At 73.8% G+C, this 19,133-nt stretch carries 14 protein-coding genes and 1 rRNA gene; 7 read left to right on the top strand and 8 right to left on the bottom strand.

Features of this window, described 5'->3' with window-relative positions:
- Positions 1 to 240 precede the first annotated feature (240 nt).
- Positions 241 to 1,755 (bottom strand): 16S ribosomal RNA (locus O7606_RS21520).
- Between the two features lie 627 nt (positions 1,756 to 2,382).
- Positions 2,383 to 2,640, bottom strand: a complete 258-nt coding sequence (locus tag O7606_RS21515) for a hypothetical protein (RefSeq protein ID WP_281595839.1) — start codon at positions 2,638 to 2,640, stop codon at positions 2,383 to 2,385.
- Positions 2,641 to 2,830: 190 nt separating this feature from the next.
- Between O7606_RS21515 and O7606_RS21510 the strand changes: the two genes are divergently transcribed.
- Together O7606_RS21510 and trpS are read left to right on the top strand one after the other, a co-directional pair.
- On the top strand, positions 2,831 to 3,010 hold the full coding sequence (locus O7606_RS21510) for a hypothetical protein (protein WP_281595838.1): 180 nt from the start codon (positions 2,831 to 2,833) through the stop codon (positions 3,008 to 3,010).
- A 90-nt stretch (positions 3,011 to 3,100) separates the two neighbouring features.
- The gene (gene trpS / locus O7606_RS21505) at positions 3,101 to 4,156 is read left to right on the top strand and encodes a tryptophan--tRNA ligase (RefSeq protein ID WP_281595837.1); all 1,056 of its coding nucleotides are present in this window, start codon (positions 3,101 to 3,103) and stop codon (positions 4,154 to 4,156) included.
- A gap of 56 nt (positions 4,157 to 4,212) precedes the next feature.
- On the opposite strand, the gene O7606_RS21500 is transcribed toward trpS, so the two are convergent.
- The 3 genes from O7606_RS21500 to O7606_RS21490 all read right to left on the bottom strand — a co-directional run bounded on the left by O7606_RS21500 (position 4,213) and on the right by O7606_RS21490 (position 6,839).
- Positions 4,213 to 4,743, bottom strand: a complete 531-nt coding sequence (locus tag O7606_RS21500) for a PepSY domain-containing protein (RefSeq protein ID WP_281595836.1) — start codon at positions 4,741 to 4,743, stop codon at positions 4,213 to 4,215.
- A 114-nt stretch (positions 4,744 to 4,857) separates the two neighbouring features.
- The gene (locus O7606_RS21495) at positions 4,858 to 6,147 is read right to left on the bottom strand and encodes a HAMP domain-containing sensor histidine kinase (RefSeq protein ID WP_281595835.1); all 1,290 of its coding nucleotides are present in this window, start codon (positions 6,145 to 6,147) and stop codon (positions 4,858 to 4,860) included.
- The gene (locus tag O7606_RS21490; RefSeq protein WP_281595834.1) at positions 6,144 to 6,839 is read right to left on the bottom strand and encodes a response regulator transcription factor; all 696 of its coding nucleotides are present in this window, start codon (positions 6,837 to 6,839) and stop codon (positions 6,144 to 6,146) included. Before O7606_RS21490 ends, O7606_RS21495 begins: the two co-directional genes overlap by 4 nt.
- Positions 6,840 to 6,942: 103 nt before the next feature.
- Between O7606_RS21490 and O7606_RS21485 the strand changes: the two genes are divergently transcribed.
- Together O7606_RS21485 and O7606_RS21480 are read left to right on the top strand one after the other, a co-directional pair.
- Positions 6,943 to 7,428 (top strand): septum formation initiator, encoded by a 486-nt coding sequence (locus O7606_RS21485; RefSeq protein WP_281595833.1) that lies wholly within the window; start codon positions 6,943 to 6,945, stop codon positions 7,426 to 7,428.
- 261 nt (positions 7,429 to 7,689) lie between these two features.
- Positions 7,690 to 8,742, top strand: coding sequence for a hypothetical protein (locus tag O7606_RS21480; protein WP_281595832.1), 1,053 nt, complete (start codon positions 7,690 to 7,692; stop codon positions 8,740 to 8,742).
- A gap of 182 nt (positions 8,743 to 8,924) precedes the next feature.
- Here the strand turns inward: O7606_RS21480 and O7606_RS21475 are convergent, their stop codons facing one another.
- Genes O7606_RS21475 through O7606_RS21465 form a run of 3 tightly spaced genes read right to left on the bottom strand, consistent with a single transcriptional unit; the run spans position 8,925 to position 11,417 of the window.
- The gene (locus O7606_RS21475) at positions 8,925 to 9,389 is read right to left on the bottom strand and encodes a hypothetical protein (RefSeq protein WP_281595830.1); all 465 of its coding nucleotides are present in this window, start codon (positions 9,387 to 9,389) and stop codon (positions 8,925 to 8,927) included.
- Positions 9,364 to 10,038, bottom strand: coding sequence for a sigma-70 family RNA polymerase sigma factor (locus O7606_RS21470; RefSeq protein ID WP_281595829.1), 675 nt, complete (start codon positions 10,036 to 10,038; stop codon positions 9,364 to 9,366). Before O7606_RS21470 ends, O7606_RS21475 begins: the two co-directional genes overlap by 26 nt.
- Complete coding sequence (locus tag O7606_RS21465; protein ID WP_281595828.1) at positions 10,035 to 11,417, bottom strand: S8 family serine peptidase; 1,383 nt, start codon at positions 11,415 to 11,417, stop codon at positions 10,035 to 10,037. Before O7606_RS21465 ends, O7606_RS21470 begins: the two co-directional genes overlap by 4 nt.
- Positions 11,418 to 11,609: 192 nt before the next feature.
- Between O7606_RS21465 and O7606_RS21460 the strand changes: the two genes are divergently transcribed.
- The 3 genes from O7606_RS21460 (at position 11,610) to O7606_RS21450 (ending at position 19,125) form a co-directional block, all read left to right on the top strand.
- Positions 11,610 to 14,249, top strand: a complete 2,640-nt coding sequence (locus O7606_RS21460; RefSeq protein WP_281595827.1) for a CHAT domain-containing tetratricopeptide repeat protein — start codon at positions 11,610 to 11,612, stop codon at positions 14,247 to 14,249.
- 136 nt (positions 14,250 to 14,385) lie between these two features.
- Positions 14,386 to 16,173 (top strand): HSP90 family protein, encoded by a 1,788-nt coding sequence (locus tag O7606_RS21455; protein ID WP_281595826.1) that lies wholly within the window; start codon positions 14,386 to 14,388, stop codon positions 16,171 to 16,173.
- 3 nt (positions 16,174 to 16,176) lie between these two features.
- Positions 16,177 to 19,125, top strand: a complete 2,949-nt coding sequence (locus tag O7606_RS21450) for a hypothetical protein (RefSeq protein WP_281595825.1) — start codon at positions 16,177 to 16,179, stop codon at positions 19,123 to 19,125.
- Positions 19,126 to 19,133: the final 8 nt, after the last annotated feature.

Genomic DNA, 19,133 nt, shown 5'->3' with positions numbered 1-19,133 from the left:
CAGTCACATCCAGAAGAAACCCACCACACAGGGTTGTTCCTTCAGGACCCAACAGGGTGCCCTACATTCCCACCAAGCCGCACCATCAACCCGTTCCCACCACCCCACAAGGCAGCTGTACTAGAATCTCAGGCCGTTGCCCAGCAAAAACTCACCAGTGTCTCCGCCATTCGAGCACCCCGACCCAACATTCGCAGGCCGCGGGCCCCATACCAGCTTTCGCCGGATGGTGCTCCTTAGAAAGGAGGTGATCCAGCCGCACCTTCCGGTACGGCTACCTTGTTACGACTTCGTCCCAATCGCCAGCCCCACCTTCGACGGCTCCCTCCACAAGGGTTGGGCCACCGGCTTCGGGTGTTGCCGACTTTCGTGACGTGACGGGCGGTGTGTACAAGGCCCGGGAACGTATTCACCGCAGCGTTGCTGATCTGCGATTACTAGCGACTCCGACTTCACGGGGTCGAGTTGCAGACCCCGATCCGAACTGAGACCGGCTTTTTGGGATTCGCTCCACCTCACGGTATCGCAGCCCATTGTACCGGCCATTGTAGCATGCGTGAAGCCCTGGACATAAGGGGCATGATGACTTGACGTCATCCCCACCTTCCTCCGAGTTGACCCCGGCAGTCTTCGATGAGTCCCCGCCATAACGCGCTGGCAACATCGAACGAGGGTTGCGCTCGTTGCGGGACTTAACCCAACATCTCACGACACGAGCTGACGACAGCCATGCACCACCTGTGACCGCCCCCGAAGGACCCCCCATCTCTGGAGGTTTTGCGGCCATGTCAAACCCAGGTAAGGTTCTTCGCGTTGCATCGAATTAATCCGCATGCTCCGCCGCTTGTGCGGGCCCCCGTCAATTCCTTTGAGTTTTAGCCTTGCGGCCGTACTCCCCAGGCGGGGCGCTTAATGCGTTAGCTGCGGCACAGGAAACCGGAGAGGCCCCCCACACCTAGCGCCCAACGTTTACAGCGTGGACTACCAGGGTATCTAATCCTGTTCGCTCCCCACGCTTTCGCTCCTCAGCGTCAGTATCGGCCCAGAGACCCGCCTTCGCCACCGGTGTTCCTCCTGATATCTGCGCATTTCACCGCTACACCAGGAATTCCAGTCTCCCCTACCGAACTCTAGCCTGCCCGTATCGACTGCAGGCCCGCAGTTGAGCCGCGGGTTTTCACAGTCGACGCGACAAGCCGCCTACGAGCTCTTTACGCCCAATAAATCCGGACAACGCTCGCACCCTACGTCTTACCGCGGCTGCTGGCACGTAGTTGGCCGGTGCTTCTTCTGCAGGTACCGTCACTTGCGCTTCGTCCCTGCTGAAAGAGGTTTACAACCCGAAGGCCGTCATCCCTCACGCGGCGTCGCTGCATCAGGCTTCCGCCCATTGTGCAATATTCCCCACTGCTGCCTCCCGTAGGAGTCTGGGCCGTGTCTCAGTCCCAGTGTGGCCGGTCGCCCTCTCAGGCCGGCTACCCGTCGTCGCCTTGGTAGGCCATCACCCCACCAACAAGCTGATAGGCCGCGAGCCCATCCCAAGCCGAAAAACTTTCCACCAACAATCATGCGACCGAAGGTCATATTCGGTATTAGCCCCCGTTTCCGAGGGTTATCCCAAAGCCTGGGGCAGGTTGCTCACGTGTTACTCACCCGTTCGCCGCTCGAGTACCCCGAAGGGCCTTTCCGCTCGACTTGCATGTGTTAAGCACGCCGCCAGCGTTCGTCCTGAGCCAGGATCAAACTCTCCAACAAAAACCTGTCGAAAAATCCATCCCGGCAACAAAAAGTGTTGCCAAAGGAATCCCCACCAACACAAACCACAAAGGTCTGCGCCAGCACGGCGGTATAACTAATTGGCACTGGCTTATCAAGCACCCTGTTGAGTTCTCAAAGAACAACCACACACCATCAGCAACCCCCACCACCGTGGAGACCCATCCGGGGCAAACCGTTCCCATCCCCGCCGCTCCCGCGCCGGGCACTTCTACTACGTTACCTCACCGTTTCCACCCCGTCAAACCGGTCTGACCCGATCTGACCCGACTTCACCCGGTTCAGCACCCACAACCCCAGACAGCAGCAAACCACCACACTGAGATCATCGGATTTGGCAGGCCGGCCGCCGCAGTCACCCGCAAGCACGCCCGGTTCCCTACCGATCGTCAACCATACCCGGCCAGTTCCGCCCCGCCAAATCGACCCCCAGGCCGACCCAACCGAACACCACCCGACACCACCCGCTCCGGCCTCCCAGGACCTTTGCCCTGTTTCGTCCGTTCCGCGCTGGCAGAGAGAAAGTTACGCGTCCGAGGGTTTGGACGTCAAATCGGGTGGGTAGCGGCCTGCGTCACATCGTTGATGGCCTGCTATCCCGCCTGGTCACGGGCGCTGGCCGGAGCGTCGGGCGGCGAGCAGGCCCCGGACGCCGAGCACCCCGACGGTCGTACCGACGGTCAACGAAGCGGCGATCAGCAGCGCGTGGATCCACAGGAAGCCGGTGCCTCCGCCCCCGCCGACCGACCCGCCGGCCCAGGAGCGCGGGTCGTTCCAGATCGCGACGGCGAACCTCGGCCAGATCGCCCAGGTCCACACCCCGACGCCGACCAGGAACAGGGCCCAGCCCCGTGACAGCACCATGCCCGCCGAGTATGCCAGCGGACGCCGCCACCTCACCCCGCGTCCAGCCTCGGCGGCACGCCACCACCGTCGGCGTCCCGCAACGGCCGCGCCGACGGAGCGGCCGCACCCCCGGAACGGCCGGGCCGGCGGGTGCCCTCCCGGCACGCGCCGGCACCCGGGCGGCGGTCCCCGGGGTTACCGTGGACACATGATCCGGGCGAGCAGTCTCGCGCCGGAAGCCGTCGACACGGGCGACGAGCTTCCGGCCGACGTCGTGCCGCACGTGCCGGTGGTCGGATCCGGCGACGACCGGGACGGCCTCCTGGACCTCCTTCGTGCCCGCGGGCTGCGGTTCCGCGACGGCGCGCGATGGCAACCGGCTCGCTGAGCCGACCCTGCTGATCCCCCGGGCGGGACCGCCCGGGGACGCGCACGTCCGCGCGCCCTTCCACCGGTACGACACGAAAGGCGTCCCACCATGTCCGCTGCACGGATGCTCACCGGCGACCGCCCGACCGGGCGGCTGCACCTCGGCCACTACGTCGGCAGCATCGCCAACCGGGTCCGACTGCACAAGCGTTACGAGAGCTTCTTCATCATCGCCGACCTGCACATGCTCACCACCAGGAACACCCGGGAGGACATCTCCCGGATCACCGACAACGCCCGGGAGATGGTCCTCGACGTCCTCGCCGCCGGGGTCGAGCCGGACCAGGCGACGTTCTACCTCCAGTCCGCCGTGCCGGAGGTCGGTGACCTGTTCACCCTCCTCCAGAACCTGGTCACCGTGCCGAGGCTGGAACGGGTGCCGTCGCTCAAGGAGATGGCCCGGGCCGCCGGCAAGGAGGAGATGCCGTACGGGCTGCTCGGCTATCCGGTCCTCCAGGCGGCGGACATCCTCTGCGTACGCGCCGGGGTGGTGCCGGTCGGCAAGGACAACGCGGCCCACGTCGAGGTCACCCGGGAGATCGCCCGCCGGTTCAACCACCTCTACGGGGACGTCTTCCCCGTACCGGAGCTGATCCAGGCCGAGACGCCCGCGCTGGTCGGCACGGACGGGCGGGCCAAGATGAGCAAGAGCCTGGGCAACGCGATCGACCTGGCCGACGAGCCGGCCGTGGTCCGGCGCAAGGTGCTGGGGATGTACACCGACCCGAACCGGATCCGGGCCGACGTGCCGGGTCGGGTCGACGGCAACCCGGTCTTCGTCTACCACGACGTGTTCAACCCGGACCGGGCCGAGGTGGCCGAGCTGGCCGACCGCTACCGGGCCGGACGGATCGGCGACGTCGAGGTCAAGGAGCGGCTGGCCGTCGCGGTCAACCACTTCCTGGACCCGATCCGGGAACGCCGGGCCCGGTTCGCTGCCGAGCGTGGGCTGGTCGACCGCCTGATCGTCGAGGGCACCGAACGGACCCGCGACGAGGTGCGGCAGACCGTGACCGAGGTACGCCGGGCGATGGGCCTGACGGGCGCGTACCAGCGGATCCGTCGGCGGGCCGAGCGGGCCCGGCGGGTCACCGACCCGGCGTAGCCACCGGGTCCGGCGGTTCCCCAGCGCGACGCCGGGCCGGTGCGTGCCGGCCCGGGTCAGTCGTCATCGCCGTCGTCATCGCCGTCGTCGTCATCGTCATCGTCATCGTCGACCGGCTCCTGCTCGGCCTTGACCACCGCGCCGTCCTTGCGGTCCACGTCGATCTCGTGCTCGGTCTGCCCGTCGACGATCTCCACGCTCCACACGTCCCGGCCATCCTCGCGTTCGGCCTCGATCCCGACGATCTCGCCGCCGCCGACGCGGGCCAGGGCGATCTCACCGGCCCGCTGCAGGTCCACAGCGGCGTCACCGGCGGCCGGGCCCACGCCGCCGGACGGCGAGCCGGTCGCGCTCGGCGCGGCGCTGGTCGGGGCGGCGGTGGTCGGGGCGTCGGTGGCTCCCGGGCTGGTCGGCACGGCGGCGCTGTCGTCCGGGGTGGTGGTCGGGGCCGCCGGGGCCGTGGTGGCGGCGGCCAACGTGGTCCGGCCGGTCCGCTCCTCGGCGGCGGCGACACCGATGGCCGAACCGACCAGCGCGAGCGCCGCCACGCCGCCCGCCGACGCCACGATCAGGGTCTTGCGGTTCATCTTGCTCACCTTTCCTCGGTTGTGGCTGCCAGGATCAGACGAAACGGGATAGTGGCGCGCTGCCCGGACCCTAAGCCCCGGTTAAGACATTCCGGCCGGTCGGTACCACTGCGGTCAGGACGGCGACCTGAGCCGGAGCAGCACCTCGGCCCCACCGCCGGGCCCGGCCCGCAGGTCCAGCCGGCCCCCGCCGGCCTCCGCCACCCGGCGGGCGATGTCCAGACCGAGCCCGGTCGAGCCGGCCCCGCTGGCGCCCCGGCGCACCGTGCCGGCCGGCGTCGTGACGGCCGGCATCCCCGGCCCCTGGTCGGTCACGGCGAGCACCGCCTGCTCCCCGTCGCGGGTCAGCCGGACGGTGAACGGGGTGCCGTCCGGGGTGTGCGCGAACACGTTGCCGAGCAGCGCGTCGACCGCCGCCGCCAGGTCGTCGGCGGGCACGCCGACCGGCAACGGCCCGGCCGCCAGGTCGCAGCGCACCGCCCGGCCGGTGTCCTCGGCCAGCACCGACCAGAACGCCACCCGGTCCGCGAGCACCGCCGCCGCGTCGCAGCCGACCGGGCCGACCGCCGCGGTACGGTCCCGGCGGGCCTGCCGGATCAGCCCGGTCACCACCCGCTCCAGGCCGTCCACCGCGGCGGCGATCCGGGCCGCGTCCTGCGGGTCGCGCAGCGACTCGGCCTCCAGCCGCAGGGCGGTGAGCGGGGTCCGCAGCCGGTGCGACAGGTCGGCCACCTGCTCGCGTTCCTGGGCGAGCAGCACCTGGATCCGGCCCGCCAGGTGGTTGAGCGCGCCGGCCACCTCGCGTAGCTCGGTCGGCCCGGCCGGCGTCACCCGGGCGTCCAGCTCGGCGTTGGCGAGCCGGTGCGACACCACGGACAGCTCGCTGATCGGCCGGACCAGGGTCCGGGCCAGCCGGTCGGCCACCGCCAGCCCGATCACCACCAGCACCACCCCGAGCAGGGCCAGCACCAGCCAGGCCCGGCCCACCCCGGCGGACAGCTCGGCGCGCGGCACCACCGTCCGGATCACTCCGGTGCCGTCGGCGCGGCCCTGGACGGCGATCACCACCTCGCGTCCCTCGGCGGACTCCGCGGTGAGGCTCTGCCCGCGCGCCGCCAGGGCCACCGCCGGGGTACGGGGGGCGAGCGTGCCGAGCACCGTGCCGTCGGGCAGGAAGACGCTGACCGGGCGACCCGAGTCGACGGCGAGCTGCTCCACGGTGAGCCGGATGGTCGCCGGGTCGGCCGTGCCGACCACCGGGACCAGGCTCTGCGCGTCGGCGGTGGCCCGGACGGTGGCCCGGTCCGCGGCGACCGCGCGGACCAGCAAGGCCAGCGGCACCAGGAAAGCGACCAGGGTGAGCACGCTGACCGCGGCGGCGAGCAGCGCCAGTCGGGCTCTCACCCCGGGTTCCCCGGCGCGTCGAGCCGGACGCCCACTCCCCGTACGGTGTGCAGGTAGCGGGGTTGCTGGGCGTTCTCGCCGAGCTTGCGGCGTAGCCACGACAGGTGCACGTCGACGGTCTTGTCCGCGCCGCCGTACGGGATCTGCCAGACCTCGGTCAGCAGCTCCCGTTTGGTGACCACCTCGCCGGGCCGGGTGGCGAGGTGACGCAGCAGGTCGAACTCGCGTGGGGTCAGCTCGACGGGCTCGCCGTCCAGGGTGACCTGCCGGGCGCGGGGGTCGACCCGCAGCCCACCCACCACCAGCGTCGGATCGTCCGCGCCGCCGCCGGCCGGCCCGCGGCGCAGCACCGCCCGGATCCGGGCGTCGAGCTGGGCGGCGGTGAACGGCTTCACCACGTAGTCGTCGGCGCCCGCGTCGAGGACCCGGACGATCTCCGTCTCGTCGTCCCGGGCGGTGGCCACGATCACCGGCACCTGGCTGACCGCGCGGAGCATCCGCAGCAGCTCCCGGCCGTCGAGGTCGGGCAGGCCGAGATCGAGCACGACCAGGTCCGGGCGGTTGTCGAGGGCGTCGCGCAGCCCGTCCAGGGCGGTCGAGGCGGACGCCACCGCGTGCCCCCGGTCCCGCAGCGCCCGGACCAGCGGGGTACGGATGGTCAGGTCGTCCTCGACGAGCAGCAGCCGGGCCACACGGTGCAGGCTAACCGCACCGGCCCGGGTCGGCCGCCGCGTTAACCGTCCCTTAGCGTCGTCCGGTGCCGCGACCAACCATCGATCGGGGATAGTCGGGGGCATGCGTCGTCCGCTTCTCGCCGTGGCCGGCTGGCTGGTCACCGCCGTGCTGGTCACCCTGGTCGGGGTGGCCGCGATCCGGTTGGTCGGGGAGAGCATCACCGGCACTCCCGGGGGTGTGCGCAGTCAGGACGAGGTGGAACGCGCCCTGGCCAGCCCGGCACCGACCAGCCCCGGGCCGTCCGCAGCGCCGTCCGGGCCGGTGGCGTCCGGTGCTCCGACGCCCTCCGCCGGCGTCGGGTCGCCGAGCGCCGGGGCGGGAGCGCGCCGGGTCTTCGCGAGCGCCGGCGGGACCGCGGTGGCCGAGTGCGGGCCGACCGGCGTACGGCTGGTCTCCTGGGCGCCCGCCCAGGGTTACCGGGTCGGTGAGGCCGACCGGGGCCCGGACGACGACGTCGAGGTGAGCTTCGTCGGCCCGGGCGGCGAGCACGAGCTGAAGCTGCGCTGCGTGGGCGGCGAGCCGGTGGCCGAGCCGGACGACGACTGACCCGGACCTGGCCGGGGTCGCCGCAGGTCGGCGGCGGCACAGAGCGCCCCGCCGGCACACCGTCCGGGCCGGCTGCTCTGGCGCCTGCCGGAAGCTCGCCGCGCGGACGTGATTCGCGGGCTTTCCGGCCAACTTCCACTATCTGACAACACCTCCGGTCGGCAGAGGTATTTTTCGTTGTCGATGTCGCTCGGGAAGGGTGTCCATCCGCGACCGCCACCGTCCCGGCGGCCCGCGGCGACCCCATCTCCGGGAGGAAAAGTGTCCACGCGTCTGACGCACCGCGCACGTAGGTCCACCCTCGCCCTGCTCACCGGCGCCGCCCTGGCGACGCTGATGTCGGTCACCGCGGCCGCCGCGGCCCCCCTGACCAGCGCCGCCGACACCTCCGACGTCGGCGCCACCGTCCGGGCCGACGTCTGGATGAAGGACTTCGACACCGACACCGGTCTGGAGCCGCACGGCAACCCCACCATCTGGATGAGCCCCGACATCAAGGTCTGCAACACGGCCGTCGAGTGCGCCTGGCCCGGCCACTCGCCGATCGTCGGGGCCCGGAACTACGTCTTCGTCACCCTCCGCAACCCCGGCCCGTACGGGTCCAACGTCACGGAGACCGGTCAGATCTACGTCTACTGGTCCAACCCGGGCGCCGGCACGGCGTGGGACAGCGACTGGAACGAGATCGGCTGGAAGACCGTCCCGGTCTCCCCGGGCGTCACCAAGGTGATCATCCCGTGGGACAACGTCCCCGGCCCCGGCCACTTCTGCCTGCTGGCCCGCTGGGTCTCCCCGAACGACCCGTTCAACTTCGAGGGTCCGGAGACCAGCGTCAACACCCAGTACAACAACAACATCGCGTGGCGGAACGTCGACACGGTGGTGGTGGAGGCCGGCGGGTCCGGCCGGACGCTGCCGTACACGATCGGCAACCCGCTGGACCGGGCGAACCGCAACACCCTCGTCTTCACCGAGGTGGGCACGCCGCTGCGCGCCGCCGGTGGTCGGCTCGTCGCCAACCTGGGGCCGGCGCTCTACGAGCGTTGGGTGGCCGGCGGCAAGGTCGGTAAGAGCATCCGTGACCTGGGCCGGTACCAGATCGAGATCGTCGACCCGGCGACCGCGCGACTGGACAACCTGACGTTGCAGCCCAAGGAGAAGCTGCCGTTCTCGTTGACCTTCAACGCCACCACGCCGATCAAGGAGACCATCGGCATCCGGGTGGCGCAGTTCGGCCCGGACAGCACCGGCGCCCAGTTCGCTGACCGCGGCGGTGTCCACTACAACGTGACGGTCGTCGCGCCGCGTCGCTGACCCGGGGTGGAGGGGAGGAACGGAGGCCGCGTCGGGACCCGCGGCCTCCGTTCCGCGTCGTCCGTCCACGAGTAGCGTCCCCGCTTTCGGTGATATCGGGCCATCCCGCATCCGCGACACCGCTACATCCGGGAAATGAGGAGCCCCGCCCCCGGCGCGCGGGGGCGGGGCTCGTCGGTGGCTCAGCGCAGGGTGACCCAGTCGGTGACCACCGCGTACTCGGCGGTGCTGGCCCGGAACTGCACCGGGCCGGTCGGCGGCACGCCCATCGAGAAGTAGCCCACCGCGTCCACCGGGACCTCCTCGTACCGGCCGGCGGCGGTGCGGGCGCTGATCTGACCACCACGGGCCGGGGAGATCTGCCCGACGACGCCGGTCGCGGTCACCTCGATCTCGACGACCACGCGGCCGGTGCGGAAGGTCAGCGTCCGGTCCGTGCCGGCGGACCGGATCAGCCCGGCGGGCTCCAGGTCACAGGCCGAGTCGAAGGTCAGCTCGGCCACGGCGAGCTCGGCGTCGACGGTGCGCCAACTGAACGCCGCGAGGGCCGCGTTCAGGAACTCCTCCGGCACCGGCCCCGAGTCGTGCAGGGCGGCGCCCAGCTCGACGAGCAGCGCGTCGTCACCGGCGGGCGGCCACTGCGCCATCACGCTCACCTCCGGTCCCCTCCGTCCTGTCCGGGGACGATCGGACGTACTGGGCCAGTGCCGGGCAGTCGCGTAGCTTCGCCAGACAACGGGCCTGGGTGGGGCCGACGCTTCCGGTCGGCATGCCGAGTCGTTCGCCGATCTCCCGGTAGCTGGCCGGCGGATCCGCGGTGAGCAGCGCGAGCAGCTCCTGACAGCGGGACGGGAGCTGGGCGAACGCGTCCCGCAGCGCCTGCCGTCGCTCCGCCCGCAGCAGGTCCTCGTCCGGCCCGGCCGGATCGACCAGGAGGAAGACGCCGACGTGCCCGTCGACCGAGTCGTCGTGCGGGTCGAACGGCTGGGTGCGCCGGCCGAGCCGCAGCAGCCGCCAGCACTCGCGCCGGGTGGTGGTCGCCAGCCAGGCCGGTAGCGCGTCGGACTCGCGCAGCCGCCCCAACTGCTCGACCAGCCGCAGCCAGACGGTCTGGTTGACGTCGGCGGCGTCGGCCCGGTCGAGGTGGTGCGCCCGGATCACCGACAACACGAGCGGAGTGTACCGCCGGACCAGCTCCGCCCAGGCCGCCTCGTCGCCGGAGGCGGCGGCGCCGACCAGGGCGCCGGGGCCGGGCTCCGGCACCGGTCCGCGCCCCGCCGCGCCGGGGGCCCTCATCCGACCAGCACACCGTAGTCGGGGTGCCAGCGTGGCCCGGCGGCCAACGCGTCCCGGGCCGCGACCGGGCCCAGGCCGGTGCTGGTCATCAGCGCGGCGAGCCGGCCGGAGACGTGGGCGGTGGCGAAGGAGGTGCCGCTCCAGGCCGCGAACCCGTTGAACAGCAGGGCCGGCTGGCCGGGCAGCCGCAGCTCTCCGTCGACGTAGGTGCTGACATGGTCACCGATGGCGCAGACGTCCACCCAGGAGCCGAAGCTGCTGTAGGCGGCGGGCGTGAGGGCGGCGCCGTCCCGGGTCACCGCCGCGACGGCCAGGACGCCGTCCAGCGCGGCCGGCCAGGACTTGCGGGCGCTGCCGGCGTTGCCGGCGGCGGCGACCACGGCGACCGGGGGGCGCAGCCCGGCAAGGGCGTTGGCCACCGGCAGCGGGGGGAGGTCGTCCTGCGTGAAGTAGCCCAGCGAGAGGTTGACGATCGCCGTACCCGTGCCGAGGCGGGCCAGCGCGGCGGTCAGGGTCTGCTCGTCGCCGACGCCGGTCGGGCTCAGCGCGGCCTCGGGGTCGAACCGGACGCCGGGCGCGGCCTGCCGGACGACTCCGGCGACGAAGGTGCCGTGGCCGCCCTGGAGGGCGAGCAGGTTGCCGCTGACGTAGAGCGGGTCCTCGTCGTCGGTCTCGGGCAGGTAGCTGCCGCCCAGCCACTGCGGGTGGACGGCGCCGGCCCGTCGCCAGATGCCGGTGTCGCAGACGCCCACGGTCACTCCGGCGCCCTCGCCGAGCCGGGTCGGGTCGGGGGCCGGCAGGGCCGGGGCGGCCAGGGGCGGCGCGCCCGGGTTGCCCATGATGTTGCCGAAGCCGACGAGCACGTGGTGCGGCTGCACCAGGGGGACCGGCTGGCCGGGCCACTGCTGCGGGCTGCGGAGCTTGGTCACCACGGCGGGGACGTCGGTCTCCTGGGTGAAGAGCAGCCGGCGCACCCCGGCGAAGCCGACGCCCTCGGTGACGGGGTGGCCCCAGGAGCGCAGCACGGTCAGCACCCGCGGGAAGTCCGCCGGGGCCACCAGGAGCTGCCGGGCGCGGTAGAGGAACTCCCGGCCGCGTACGGTGTGCTGGCGGACGGTCTGGTCGGCGGCGACCGCCTGCTGGAACGCCTGCTGGTAGCTCGCCTCGATCGGGTCCGCGCCGGTCGCCCCGGGACGGTCCGCCGTCGTGACGGCGACCGGGTCCGCCGTGCTGGCGGCGACCGGTTCGCGGGTGGTGGCGGCGACCGCGCGCCCGGCCCCGCCGAGCGGCAGGGCGGCGGCGGCCATCGCGGACCAGCCGACGAGGCGGCGACGAGAGACCCGGCCAGGCGGACGTGGCGCGGTGCGGTCAGGCGACACCAGCCCTCCAGAAGGTGGAAGATGCGTGGCCGACGACGGCCGGAGCAGCCACGGAAGCGCTATCCAAGCAGGACGATTATTTCAGAAGATAGTTCCGTGTCAATTGTTGATCAACGACACGATCGGCCTCACCTGACGAGACCGGCACCGGGCCGTTGACCGGGGAGCGCCCGGCGGGGGATTCTGTCTCCCATGGCCGAGCGCGCCGTTGCCGGTGCCGGCCCCGCCCAGCGGGCTCTGGACGCCGTCCAGCGTTATCCGCGTGAGGCGATCACCCTGGCCCGTCAGGTGCTCGCCGGCCCGGCGGAGGCCGCCGAGCGGTCCACCGCGGAACGCGCGATCGGCCTGGCCCTGCGGGAGCTCAACGACCTGCCGGGCGCGTTGCGGCACCTGCGCCGGGCGGTGCGGGCCGCCGACGATCCCCGGCTGCGGGCGCTGGCCCGGATGAGTCTCGGGTACGTGCTCGCCAACGCCGGCCGCACCACCGCCGCGCTGCGCGCGGTGACCCTGGCCCTGCCCCTGCTGACCGGGGCGGACGCGGGGCGGGCCCGGATGCAGCGGGGCGTGGTGCTGCACTACCGGGGCCGCTTCGACGAGGCGGTCCGGGACTACGACGTCGCGGTGGAGATCGCCCAACGCGAGGGTGACCTGCTGCTGGAGGCGCGGGCCCGCAACAACCGGGGGCTGCTCAACGCGCACCGGGGGTCCGGGCGGGGCCCCGACGACGACCTGCACCGGGCAGCCGCCGCGTTCGGTCGGCTCGGGCTGGACCTGGCCGCCGCCGACGCCCGCTGGAACAGCGGCATCGCCACCGGCCAGCGTGGGGACGTGGCCGGGGCGTTGCGCTGCTTCGCGACCGTCGACGCCGAGTACCGTCGGCTCGCGGTGCCCCGGCCGGCGCTGCTGCTGGACCGCTTCGAGCTGCTGCTGTCGGTGCCGCTGATCGACGAGGCGGTCGGGGTGGCCGCCGACGCCGTCGCCGAGCTGCGCCGCCGGGGCATGGCCTCGGACCTGGCCGAGGCGCTGCTGGCGCAGGCCCGGGCGGCGTTGCTCGCCGGTGACCTGGCCACCGCCACCGAGGCCGCCGCCGCGGCCCGGACCCGGTTCCGCCGGCAGGGCCGCCGCACCTGGGCCACCTTCGCCCGGCACGTCGAGCTGCGCGCCGGGTACGCCCGGGGGGACCGGTCGCCGGCCCTGCTCGCCGCGATGGCGCGTACCGCCGACCAGCTCGACGCGACCGGCTGGCCCGGACCGGCGTTGACCACCCGGATCGAGGCGGCCCGGCTGGCCGTCGCGCTGGGCCGGGCCGGGCGGGCCACCGAGCTGCTCACCGTGGCGGCGGCGGCCCGGCGGCGGGGCACCGCGCCCCGCCGCGCGCAGGGGTGGCACGCCCTGGCGTTGCGGCTGCGGCTGGACGGCGACCTGCCCGGCGCGACCCGGGCGCTGCGGCGCGGCCTGGCCGTGCTGGACGGGCACCGGGCCTCGCTCGGCGCGACCGAGCTACGCGCGCACAGCGGGGCGTACGGCCACGAGCTGGCCGCCGAGGGGCTGGACATCGCCGTCCGGCGGGGCGCGGCGCACCAGGTGCTGGCCTGGGCGGAACGCTGGCGGGCCAACGCGCTGCGGATGCGGCCGGTGTCCCCGCCGTCGGATCCGGGACTGGCCACCGCCCTGGCCGAGTTGCGGATGGTCAGCGCGGCGCTGGAGGACGCGCTGCTGACCGGGCACCCGGCCCAGGCGTTGCGGCGCAGCCAGGCCCGACTGGAGCAGCGGATCCGGGAGCTGACCCGGGGGGTGGCCGGCGGGCCGGGCACGGCGGTCACCGGCCGGACGGACGGGCCGCCCGCCCCGCCCCGGGTGTCGGCGCTGTCCGCCGCGCTCGGCGACGCCGTGCTGCTGGAGCTGGTCGCCCACGGCAGCCGGTTGCGAGCGGTGCTGGTCCGGGACGGCCGGGCCACGCTGCACGACCTGGGGTCGCTGGACGGGGCGGTACGGGTCGCCCGGCTGCACCGGTTCGGGTTGCGCCGGCTGGTCACCACCGGTGACGGCGTGGACGCCCGGGCCGGGGTCGCGCACACCGCCGCCGCCCTGGACGCGCAGCTCTTCGACCCGGTACGCCCGCTGCTCGGCGACCGTCCCCTGGTGCTCGCGCCGATCGGCGCGCTGCACGCCGTACCGTGGTCGGGTCTGCCGACCTGCGCGGGCCGGGCGGTGACCGTGGCGCCCTCGGCGACGGCCTGGCTGCGCGCCGCGCGCCGGGAGTCGCCGGCCGGGCCGCCGGTGCTGGTGGCCGGGCCCCGGCTGCCCGCGGCCGAGACCGAGGTACGTCAGCTCGGCGCGGTCCTGCCCGGTTCCCGCTCGTTCCTGGGGGCCGACGCCACCGCCGACGCGGTGACCGGGGCGTTGAACGGGGCCGGGATGGCGCACATCGCCGCGCACGGCCGGTTCCGGGCGGACAATCCGCTCTTCTCCACGCTGGAGCTGGCCGACGGGCCGTTGACCGCGTACGAGTTGGAGCGGCTGACCAGCCCGCCGGGCTGCGTGGTGCTGTCGGCGTGCGACTCGGGCCGTTCCGGGGTGCGGCCCGGCGACGAGGTGATGGGGTTCAGCGCCGTGCTGCTGGCGTTGGGCGCCCGCAGTCTGATCGCGACGGTGCTGCCGGTGCCGGCCGACCTGACCACCACGCTGATGCTGGACCTGCAACGGCGGATGCGGGCCGGGGCGGGGCCGGCGGTGGCGCTCGCCGGGGCCCAGCGGGCGTTCGCGGCCGGGCCGGACGCGGGGGCCGAGCACGCGACCGCCGCGGCGTTCGTCTGTTTCGGCGCGGGCTGAACGACACGACAGCCGCCCGGGGGTCCGACCGGGCCGGCCGGCGTGGGGACGCCCCGGACGCGCCGGAAAGGGGGAGGCGGGTTGTCGGTGGGCCCGGGTACGGTGGGGCACCCATCCGGACCGGGAGCACGCAAGCTTGGATCACACCTTCCAGGTCGACCTCCGTGGCGTGGTCGACCTGCTCAGTCATCACCTTTACGGCAGCCCACGGGTGTACGTGCGGGAGCTGATGCAGAACGCGGTGGACGCGATCACCGCCCGGCGCGCGGTCGAGCCCGACGCCCCCGCGCTGGTCCGCATCGAGCCACCCGAGCTGACCGGTGACGGGACGCTGCGGGTGCACGACACCGGCATCGGCCTCACCGAGGCGCAGGTGCACGAGCTGCTGGCCACCATCGGTCGCAGCTCCAAACGGGACGAGCTGGGCTTCTCCCGCCACGAGTTCCTCGGCCAGTTCGGCATCGGCCTGCTCTCCTGCTTCCTGGTGGCCGACGAGATCCGGGTGCTGACCCGGCACGGCGACCAGCCCACCGTGCGCTGGACGGGGCACTCCGACGGCCGCTACACCGTCGAGCCGGCCCCGCCGGGCGCCGGCCGCGGCGAGCCGGGCACCACCGTCACGCTGGTGCCTCGGCGCGACTCCGGGCAGTGGCTCAGCACGCCGACCGTCACCGGGCTGGCCCGGCTCTTCGGCGCGCTGCTGCCGGTCACCGTCCGGGTCGGCGACGTGGTCACCAGCGCCGGTCCGCCGCCCTGGCCGACCCGCCCCGGCGAGCCGCTGGACCGTCCCGCCCTGGTCCGGTACGCGCGGGAGACGTTCGGCTTCGACCCGTTCGACGTGCTGCCGCTGTCGGTGCCGGCGGCCGGGTTGACCGGGGTGGCGTTCGTCCGGCCCGACGCGGTGAACCCGGCGGCCCGGGCCGGTCACCGGGTGCACCTCAAACGGATGCTGCTCACCGAGCACGCCGAGGGGCTGCTGCCGGAGTGGGCGTTCTTCGTGCAGTGCGCGGTGGACACCAGCGAGCTGCGGCCGACCGCCAGCCGGGAGTCGCTCTACGAGGACAGCCTGCTCGCCGCCACCCGGGAGGCGCTCGGCGACCAGGTGCGTGGCTGGCTGGTGCGGTTGGCGAAACACGATCCGCGCCGGTTGGCCCGGTTCCTCCAGGCGCACCACCTCGGCGTGAAGGCGCTGGCGTTGCACGACGACGAGATGCTCCGGCTGGTCGACCAGTGGTGGCCGATGGACACCAACGTCGGCACGCTGACCCTGGCCGAGTTCCGGCAGCGGCACGGGCTGGTCCGGTACGCCGCCAGTCTGGACGAGTTCCGCCAGTTGGCCGCGGTCGCCGCCGCGCAGGACCTGGCGGTGGTCAACGCCGGCTACACGTACGACACCGAGCTGATCGAGCGACTGCCCACGGTGGACCGGTCGGTGCTCGTCGAGCGGCTGGAGCCGAGCGACCTGACCACCCGTTTCGACGCCCTCGACCCGGCGACCGAGCTGGCCCTGCGGCCGTTCCGCGCCGCCGCCCAACGCGCTCTGGAGCGGACCGGCTGCGAGGTGGTGATCCGGGCGTACGACCCGGTGTCGCTGCCGGCGCTCTACCTGGTCAGCCGGTCGGCGGCGTTCCACGACCAGCTCACCGCCAGCCGGGACCGGGCCGACGAGCTGTGGGGCGGGGTGCTCGACGCGCTGGCCGCGTCCGCCCCGCCGGACCGCCCGCAACTGGTGCTCAACCACCGCAACCCGCTGGTCCGCCGGGTCACCGCGCTCACCGACCCGGAGCTGGTCGGGCTCGCCGTCGAGGCCCTGTACGGGCAGGCGCTGCTGCTCGGGCACCATCCGATCCGCGCGGCCGACGCCGCGCTGCTGAACAGTTCCTTCCTCGGCCTGCTCGGCCGGGCCGTACCGGGACGGGAGTGAGTGGTGTCCAGCACCGACGAGGAGCTGTGGCGGGTGCTGCGCGAGATCAGCGGCATGCCGTACGGCTCGGGTCAGATCGCCGCGCTGGAGCAGCTCCTGCGGCGGGTCGACGCCGCCGAGGACCGGGAGCTCGCCTTCGCCACCCGGATGCAGGCGACCACCGGCTACGTGTACGGCGGCGAGCCGGCCAAGTCGTTCGTGACGTTCTCCTGGTGCCTGGCCGAGTTCGACCGGGATCCGCAGCCGTACCACGCCCAGCACGCCCGCATGCTGCTCTGGCACTTCAAGTACATGGTCAACGGCCTGCTGAAGGTGCCCGAGGTGCCGTTGGACCGCACGCTGGCGGTGCTCGACGACATGGAACGCCGCTACCGCGCGGGCGGGCACAGCCTGCAGACCGTCCACAAGCACCGGTACCTGGTGGCCGCGCACGTCGGTGACGACGAGGCGGCGGCGCACTGGTACGCGCAGTGGCAGACCACCCCGCGCGACGACCTCTCCGACTGCGCCGGCTGCGACCCCACCACCCAGGTCAACCACCTGGCCGACACCGGACGGCACGAGGAGGCGGTGGCCCTGGCCGAGCCGGTGCTCGCCGGCCGGTTGAGCTGCACCGAGCAGCCGCAGACGATCCTGACCGCGTTGCTGACGCCGTACCTGCGCACCGGGCGGCACGAGGAGGCGCGGACCGCGCACCGGGAGGCGTACCGCCGGCAGCGCGGCAACCTCGCCGACCTGTGGGACATCGCCGACCACGTCGAGTTCCGGACGGTCACCGGCAACGCGCCCCAGGCCCTGGAGCTGGTCGAGCGGCACCTGGACTGGCTGGACCAGGCCCCGTCACCGGCCGCCGCCATGCACTTCGCGGCCGCCGCGTCGGCCGCCCTGCGCCAGGTGGACGGCGCGACGGCCGTGTACCGGCGGGCCGCCGGGGACCGGCCGGCGGTCGACGTCCCGGCGGCCCGGCTCGCCGACGAGCTCGCGGCGACCGCCACCGGGCTGGCCGACCGGTTCGACGCCCGCAACGGCAGCACCCGGCAGTCCGAGCTGGTCGCCGCCCGGCTCGCGGCCCGACCGACCGGCCCGCACCTGCCGCTGTCGGCGAGTCTGCGCCGCCGCCCGGTCGCCCCGGTCACGGCCGTCGCCCCGGCCGTCGCCACGCCCGCAAACGGGCCCGACGGCGCGCCGGCCACCGGCGCGGGCGGGCCGGCGACGTCGGGCGGCGCGGCGGCGAGCGGCGCGGCGGCCACCGGCACGGGCGGGGCGTCGGTCGAGGTGCCCGCCGACGCCGGGCCGGACGAGCTGCTGGCCTTCGCCGAACAGCGCTGGCGGCGGCACGACCAGGTCACCTTCCACGCCGCGCTGGCCGCGTACGACAGGCGGTTCGGCGCGGTCGAGGCGACCCCGGCGACGGCGGCGCGCCGACTGGAGCTGCGCGCGGCCGAGCTGAGCGACGCCGACGACGTCCCGGCCGCGATCACCGCCAGCCGGGCCGCGCTGGCCGCGTACCGGGAGCTGGGCGACGAGGTCCGGGCCCAGGTGCTGGCCGGCCGGCTGGGCGTGCTGCTCGCCGCGAGCGGGGAGGAGCACGTCGAGGAGGGGCTGACGCTGGCGACGGCCGCCGCCGAGGCGCTCGACCGGATCGGGGACGACCAGCGGCGGTCCGCCGCGCACGACCGGGTCGCCCTGGCGCTGGTGCACGGGGGCCGCTGGACGGAGGCGCTCGCCGCGCTGGACCGGGTGCCGACCGACGGGGGCGGTGACCCGTACCTGGTGGCCCGGGTGGCGCTGCACCGGGCCCAGATCCTCGGCGAGCTGGACCGTGCGCCGGAGTGCCGGGAAGCGGCGGAGCAGGCCCGTCACCTCGGTCGCGAGCTGGGGGTCGCGGAGTTGTTGACGGCGGCCTGCCTGGTGGTCGCGCAGACGACGGACGATCCGGCGGAGGCGGTGGCGGCCGGCGACGAGGCGCTCGGGGCGGCGCCGGAGGATCTGCTGGTGCCGGCCCGGGTGACCCGGGCCCGGGCGCTGATGGCGGCCGGACGCGCCGACGAGGCGGTCGACGACTTCGCCGAGGCGGTGACGCTCTGCGTGGAGCGCGACGCCCCGGGGGACGCCTTCCTGCGTTGGGAGCTGGCCAACGCGTACCGGGTCGCCGGCCGGCTGGGCGAGGCCGCCGAGGTCGCGGAGGAGGCCGTGCTGGGCCTGGACCGGCTCGGCGCGCAGGCCGAGGCGGACCGGTGCCGGCATCTGCTGGCCGGCGTCTACCGGGGGCTGGGTGAGATCGAGCCGGCGTTGGCGCTGCTGGCGCAGCTCGCGGAGAATCTGGACGGACCGGACAATCTGCCGCGCCGGGCCCGGGTGCTGGAGGAGGCCGGCGACGTCCTCTACGACGCCGACCGGGACGCCCTGGCCGCGCGACGGTTCGCCGGGGCGGCCGACGCGTACCGGTTGGCCGGGCTGGCGGTCGACGAGTTGCGGGCCCGCCGCCGGGAGACGTACGCCTGGCTCTGGTCCGGTGACGGCGCGGCGGCGGAGCGGACGGTCGAGGTGCTGGACGGTCTCGCCGCGACCCTCGCCGGCGAGCCGGACCCGGCGCCGCCGGTGACGTACGAGGTGGGTTTGGCGGCCGAGGCGGGCGCCCGGGTGTTCTCCGACGCGGGTCGGCCGGAGGTGGCGCTCGGCCGGCTGGCCGGGGTGCCCGACCGGCTCCGGTCGATCGAGGCGTTCGGCGAGGCGACCCAGGTGGAGGTGCTCACCGGCGACCTGTTGCTCCAGCTCGACCGGCCCGCCGAGGCGGAACGCGTGCTGCGGCCGGCGCTCGGCGGGCTGCCCGCCGGCTCCCGTCCGGCGAAGCAGGCCGCCTGGCTGCTGGCCCAGGCGCTGGACGGGACGGGCCGCCCGGAGGAGGCGGCCGCGATCCGCGCGGCGCACGACCTCGACCACGAGCACTGACCCGGGCG

The sequence above is a fragment of the Micromonospora sp. WMMD882 genome (genome assembly GCF_027497255.1).
Classification (GTDB): domain Bacteria; phylum Actinomycetota; class Actinomycetes; order Mycobacteriales; family Micromonosporaceae; genus Micromonospora.
The sequence above is the reverse complement of the archived record's forward strand: the minus strand, read 5'-3'. Positions and strand labels throughout refer to the sequence as shown.